Here is a 6,000-nt window from a genome sequence, read left to right as displayed (position 1 = left end):
CGCCAATGATAGTGAGCATCTCGCTCGCGAAAGTAGGTCACCGCCAGGCAACACACAAAACAAAAGCCCCTAGTTACCAAAGTAACTAGGGGCTTTTGCATTAGGGAAAGAAAAAGGACTGAAAACCCTGTCCTATCAATCTGTTAAAATCCGTCGCGAATAAAGGCGACACGCTGAATTGGCTGTGCCTTCTCTGCTAATTTTTCAGGTAACCCGATGACAGCACAAATCATTGATGGCAAGGCCATCGCCGCAACCATGCGTCAGACTTTCAAGGCCCGCGTTGACCTCTTGGCGCAACGTGGGGAGCGCCCCGGTCTGGTGGTGATTCTGGTTGGCGCAGACCCTGCGTCACAGGTGTATGTCCGGAACAAGGTCAATGGCTGCCTAGCTATTGGCATGCATTCAGAAAAGCTTGAGTATCCTGCAGACGTGGCCCCACAGGTCGTGCTAAAAAAAATTGCCGAATTGAACTCGGACGCCAGCGTGCATGGGATTCTGGTGCAATTGCCGCTGCCGCCGCAGTTCAATGAGCAGGAAATTCTGGAAGCGATCGCGCCAGAAAAGGACGTTGATGGATTCCATGCGGAAAATGTCGGGGCCTTGCTGCAAGGCAAACCGCGATTTATCCCGTGCACGCCCTACGGTGTGATCAAAATGCTGGAAGCGTCGGGTGTCGATCTGGTTGGCATGGATGCCGTCGTGATTGGTCGCTCCAACATTGTTGGTAAACCCATGGCCGCCTTGCTGATCAATGCCGGGGCGACCGTCACGGTTTGCCATTCCAAGACGAAGAACCTGGCTGAACACGTCGCACGAGCTGACCTGGTGGTTGCTGCAGTCGGTCGCGCCAAATTTGTGACCCCAGAGATGCTGAAACCAGGAGCGGTCGTGATTGACGTCGGTATTAACCGACTGCCGGATGGCACGCTGTGCGGTGATGTTGATTTTGCAGCCTGTGCCGCTGTCGCCGGGCAGATTACGCCAGTGCCGGGCGGTGTCGGGCCGATGACGATTACCATGTTGCTTGCAAATACGATTGAAGCCGCGGAGCGAAAGGCAGGGCTGCGTTGATGACTCAAGAAAAGGTATTGATTGGCGTGGTGATGGGGTCGGATTCCGACTGGCCCACAATGCAGGCTGCCGCGTTGCTGTTGAAGGAATTTTCGGTGCCATTTGAGGCCAAGGTGGTGTCCGCACATCGCACACCGGACCTTTTGTTCGAATACGCAGAAACGGCGGCGGCTCGCGGACTGCAAGCGATTATTGCAGGCGCCGGTGGCGCAGCACATTTGCCGGGGATGCTCGCAGCTAAAACCACGATTCCTGTGCTGGGTGTTCCGGTGCAGTCGCGTGCCTTGTCCGGCGTGGATTCTCTGCATTCCATCGTCCAGATGCCGAAGGGCATTCCGGTGGCTACTTTTGCGATCGGTGAGGCCGGTGCTGCCAATGCGGCGCTTTTTGCGGTGGCGATGCTGGCAAATCAAGATCCGACGCTGAATGCAAAATTGCAGGCGTTCCGTCAGGCACAAACCGACAAAGTACTCTCCTTGGTTCTCCCGACGCCATGAATAGGGTGATTTATCCTCCTGCGACCCTGGGAATGCTCGGTGGTGGCCAATTGGGCCGCTTTTTTGTCGCTGCTGCGCATGAGATGGGATACCAGGTCTGGGTGCTTGATCCCGACCCGAAGAGTCCCGCTGGCAAGATTGCCGACCGGCACCTTTGTGTCTCCTACGATGACCATGCGGCGCTGGACGAGTTTTTATCCGCTTGCGCTGCGGTGACTACCGAATTTGAAAATGTGCCGGCAGCGACGCTTGAGTATCTGGCCAAATTCATACCAGTGCGCCCCAATGCGGCTGCGGTTGCAATCTGTCAGCAGCGGGTTAGTGAAAAGAACTTTTTGCGCGACAATGGTTTTCCCCACGGCCCTTATCGTGAAATCAAGGTTGCTGAGGATCTGTTGTCGGTCCCGCCAACCTTGTTCCCGGCAATTCTCAAGATTGCTCGCTTCGGCTATGACGGCAAGGGCCAGGCGGTAGTCGAGAATGTCACGGAAGCACAGCAGGCTTTTGCGCAGTTCAAGGGAGAAACCTGCGTTCTGGAACAGCGCTTGCAGCTCGACTACGAGATTTCGGTTGTGCTGGCGCGGGATGCCGATGGCCATGTGCGCACTTTCCCTGTCGCGGAGAACCGTCATCAACGCGGCATTCTTGACCTATCCATCGCAGCTCCTGGTGCATCTGCCGCGACAGCAGAGTTGACGCAGCTGGCTGAGCGAGTGGCTGTCGAGATATCTGCCAAGCTCGGTTATATCGGCACGATGGGCGTGGAGTTTTTCGTTTCACAGGGGCAGTTGTTCGTGAACGAGATGGCCCCGCGTCCGCATAACAGCGGGCACTATACGATTGATGCATGTGTCAGCAATCAGTTCGAGCAGCAGGTGCGTGCGCTGTGCGGACTTCCCCTTGGTGACTCGCAGGCACATTCGGCGGCAGTCATGGTCAATCTGCTAGGTGATCTCTGGTACCACGGCGAGACTTACCGGGAACCTGATTGGTCGGCCTTGCTTGCTGTCCCAAATCTGAAATTGCATTTGTACGGCAAGCATCACGCCAGACCGGGGCGGAAGATGGGGCATTTCACGGTGATCGATAATGACCCGGAGCGGGCACTAGCCCTTGCGCTGCAGGCCCGTGCTGCAATCGGTATCGCATCGTGAACTCACCTGCGCCGGCAGATTTTGCGCATGCCCTTGATTTGCTCAATGCCGGCGCTCTTGTCGCGCTGCCCACTGAAACGGTATATGGGCTGGGTGCTGATGCCAGCAATCCCGATGCGGTGGCAAAGATATTTGCCGCCAAAGGGCGCCCGGCTGATCATCCACTGATCGTGCATCTGGCCAATGCGGAGGCAATGCAGGACTGGGCACGGGATGTGCCGGAGTACGCACGGCAGCTTGCTGCTGCATTCTGGCCGGGACCGCTGACCCTGATTCTGAAAAAACAATCATGGGTTCTTGATGCCGTCACTGGCGGACAGGATACTGTCGGCTTGCGGGTACCCGCGCATCCTGTCGCGCTGGAGTTGCTCAGATGTTTTGCCGCCTCACGCCATGACTCTCCCGCCGGGATAGCCGCTCCGTCTGCAAATCGTTTCGGACGTATCAGTCCGACCACGGCAGAGCATGTTCGTGACGAATTTGCCGATGCTACGCCGTTTATTCTCGACGGCGGGCCGTGTGCGGTCGGAATTGAGTCGACCATTGTCGATTGTTCGCGCCATCAGCCAGTAGTTTTGCGACCGGGGCACATCACTGCGGCGCAGATTGCGGCAGTTCTGTCGGGCGAGCAAGCCCAGTCACCGGCGAATGACATGCATGCAGCGCGAAAGGCTGCGCCACGTGTTTCTGGTTCATTGGCGGCACATTACGCACCAGCCACGCCGCTCCGTATCGTCAAGAGTCAAGATATTCCCGAGGTTTTAGCCGTCTGGCAACACGCGGGTAAGCGTTGCGGCGTCGTGGCCTACAGCGTTGACCCAAGGGATGCGTCATTTCATGAACTCGTCAGGATGCCTGCGACCAGTATGGAATATGCCCAGGGCTTGTATGCTGCACTACGCAAACTCGATGCTGAAGGGCTGGATCAAATCATCGTTGAGGCGCTGCCGGACAGTCAGGACTGGGCTGCCATTGCCGATCGTTTGCAGCGTGCAACAGCCGCGCATGCACTTGCAGATAGCAGTGGGCGATAAGCTATAATTTCGCACGTAGGGCCGATAGCTCAGCTGGGAGAGCGCCGCGTTCGCAATGCGGAGGTCGTGAGTTCGATCCTCATTCGGTCCACCAAAATTCAGCGCCCAACTGTTTTCAGTTGGGCGTTTCTATTTTGCCCCCTTACTTGACCCGCATACCTGGTTGTGCGCCGCTGTCCGGGCTGAGAATGTAGATGCCGGGGTTGTTGCCGCTGCTATCCGAGGCGGCCAGTACCATACCTTCGGACAGGCCAAATTTCATTTTGCGTGGAGCGAGGTTGGAGACCATGACGGTCAGGCGGCCAATGAGCTGGTTGGGGTCGTAGGCGGATTTGATGCCGGCAAAGACGTTGCGCGGTTTTTCTTCGCCGATGTCGAGTGTCAGGCGTACCAGTTTGTCCGCGCCTTCGACATGCTCGGCGTTCGCGATGCGCGCGATGCGCAGGTCGACTTTCATGAAATCGTCAATGGAGCATAGGGTGGCATCTGTTGCCGGTATAGCCTTGGCTGTCTGGATGTTTGCGCTGGTTGTCATGGTCTTGTTCTCGGTGGGTGCCAGGGATGTTTTATTGGCGGCAATCAGGGCGTCGATCTGTTTTGGGTCGACGCGGGTCAGCAGATGGCGGTAACTATTGATGGTGTGACCTTGATCAAGGCAGGACATGCTGTCGCTCCAGGTCAGCGGGGGCAGGTTCATGAAAGTTTCGACCTGTGCCGCCAGGCCCGGCAAAACAGGCTTGAGTAGAACGGTCAGTAGACGGAACAGGTTGAGGGCGTTGCTGCAGGCGGCATGCAACGCCTCGTCCTTGCCGTCCTGTTTGGCGAGCTCCCACGGTTTGACGCTATCCACGTACTGGTTTGCGCCATCGGTGAGGGCCATGATTTCGCGGATGGCCTTGCTGAATTCGCGGTGCTCGTAAAGCTCTGCGATCCGCGGGGCAGCCTGGTGAATGGCCTGCAGGGCGGGCAAATCGGCGTCGGCGGCAGCTAATTTGCCAGCAAAACGCTTTTCAATGAAACCGGCCGCGCGGCTGGCGATGTTGACGTACTTGCCCACCAGATCGGCGTTGACCCGGGCCACGAAATCATCGAAGTTGAGGTCGATATCTTCCATGGTGCTGGATAGTTTCGCCGCAAAGTAGTAGCGCAGCCACTCCGGGTTCAGCCCGCCAGCAAGATAGCTTTCGGCCGTGATGAAGGTGCCGCGCGATTTCGACATCTTGGCGCCGTCAACCGTCAGGAAGCCATGCGCGAAAATTTTGCTCGGGGTGCGGTAGCCGGCGTGTTCCAGCTCGGCGGGCCAGAACAGGGCGTGGAAATAGAGAATGTCCTTGCCGATGAAGTGGTAAAGCTCGGTACTGGAGTCACGAGAGAAGAACTCATCGAAATCGAGTCCTTTCTGGTCGCAAAGATTCTTGAACGCGCCCATGTAGCCGATCGGGGCATCGAGCCAGACATAGAAATACTTGCCTGGGGCATCGGGGATTTCAAAACCGAAGTAGGGGGCGTCGCGCGAAATGTCCCAGTCAGAGAGCTTGTTTTCGCCGACTTCACCCAACCATTCCTGCATTTTGTTGGCGGCTTCAGGTTGTAAGACGCCGCTGGCGGTGTAGCGGCGCAGGAAGCTTTCGCAGCGGGGGTCGGAGAGTTTGAAGAAGTAGTGGTCCGAGTGGCGCAGCTCCGGCTTGGCGCCAGAAACGGCAGAATAAGGTTCGATTAGCTCAGTCGGCGCATAGGCTGCACCGCAGGCTTCGCAGTTGTCACCGTACTGGTCTTTGGCGTGGCATTTGGGGCACTCGCCCTTGATGAAGCGATCAGGCAGGAACATTGCCTTCTGTGGATCGTAATACTGCTCGATGCTGCGGACCTCAATCAGGCCGGCCGCCTTGAGTTTGCCAAAGATGTCGTTGGCGAAGTGGCGGGTTTCCGGTGAATGGGTGGTGTAATAGTTGTCGAAGCCAATCAGAAAGCCAGCAAAGTCACGAGAATGTTCGCCGTGTACGCGCGCAATCAGTTGTTCCGGCGAGATGCCTTCCTTCTCTGCGCGCAGCATGATTGGTGTGCCATGCGTGTCATCGGCGCACACGTACCAGCACTCTTGCCCGGACATCTTCTGGAAACGAACCCAGATGTCGGTTTGAATGTATTCCACCAGGTGGCCGAGATGGATGGCACCGTTGGCGTAGGGGAGGGCGGAGGTGACGAGGATTTTGCGCGGCATGGAGATGGATCGGTAGGTGT

General features: G+C 57.1%; 5 protein-coding genes and 1 tRNA gene. 5 read left to right on the top strand and 1 reads right to left on the bottom strand.

Translation table 11 applies throughout. The annotated features are described in order from the left end of the window. Positions 1 to 216 precede the first annotated feature (216 nt). The 5 genes from folD (at position 217) to JYJ39_RS03785 (ending at position 3,853) form a co-directional block, all read left to right on the top strand. Entirely contained in the window at positions 217 to 1,074 is an 858-nt protein-coding gene (folD, locus tag JYJ39_RS03805) for a bifunctional methylenetetrahydrofolate dehydrogenase/methenyltetrahydrofolate cyclohydrolase FolD (RefSeq protein WP_205202178.1), read from the top strand. Then, positions 1,074 to 1,571, top strand: coding sequence for a 5-(carboxyamino)imidazole ribonucleotide mutase (gene purE / locus JYJ39_RS03800; RefSeq protein WP_205202177.1), 498 nt, complete (start codon positions 1,074 to 1,076; stop codon positions 1,569 to 1,571). Before folD ends, purE begins: the two co-directional genes overlap by 1 nt. A gap of 5 nt (positions 1,572 to 1,576) precedes the next feature. Further along, the gene (locus JYJ39_RS03795; protein WP_205202200.1) at positions 1,577 to 2,725 is read left to right on the top strand and encodes a 5-(carboxyamino)imidazole ribonucleotide synthase; all 1,149 of its coding nucleotides are present in this window, start codon (positions 1,577 to 1,579) and stop codon (positions 2,723 to 2,725) included. Continuing rightward, positions 2,719 to 3,759, top strand: coding sequence for an L-threonylcarbamoyladenylate synthase (locus tag JYJ39_RS03790; RefSeq protein ID WP_205202202.1), 1,041 nt, complete (start codon positions 2,719 to 2,721; stop codon positions 3,757 to 3,759). Before JYJ39_RS03795 ends, JYJ39_RS03790 begins: the two co-directional genes overlap by 7 nt. Before the next feature lie 18 nt (positions 3,760 to 3,777). Next, positions 3,778 to 3,853: transfer RNA gene (locus tag JYJ39_RS03785), tRNA-Ala, on the top strand. Between the two features lie 48 nt (positions 3,854 to 3,901). Here the strand turns inward: JYJ39_RS03785 and metG are convergent. Next, on the bottom strand, positions 3,902 to 5,980 hold the full coding sequence (gene metG / locus JYJ39_RS03780) for a methionine--tRNA ligase (protein ID WP_205202176.1): 2,079 nt from the start codon (positions 5,978 to 5,980) through the stop codon (positions 3,902 to 3,904). Positions 5,981 to 6,000: the final 20 nt, after the last annotated feature.

It is taken from the genome of Azonexus hydrophilus (assembly GCF_905120355.1).
Lineage (GTDB): Bacteria > Pseudomonadota > Gammaproteobacteria > Burkholderiales > Rhodocyclaceae > Azonexus.
Note: the sequence above shows the minus strand (reverse complement) of the source record. Positions and strands in the feature narration are given on the sequence as shown.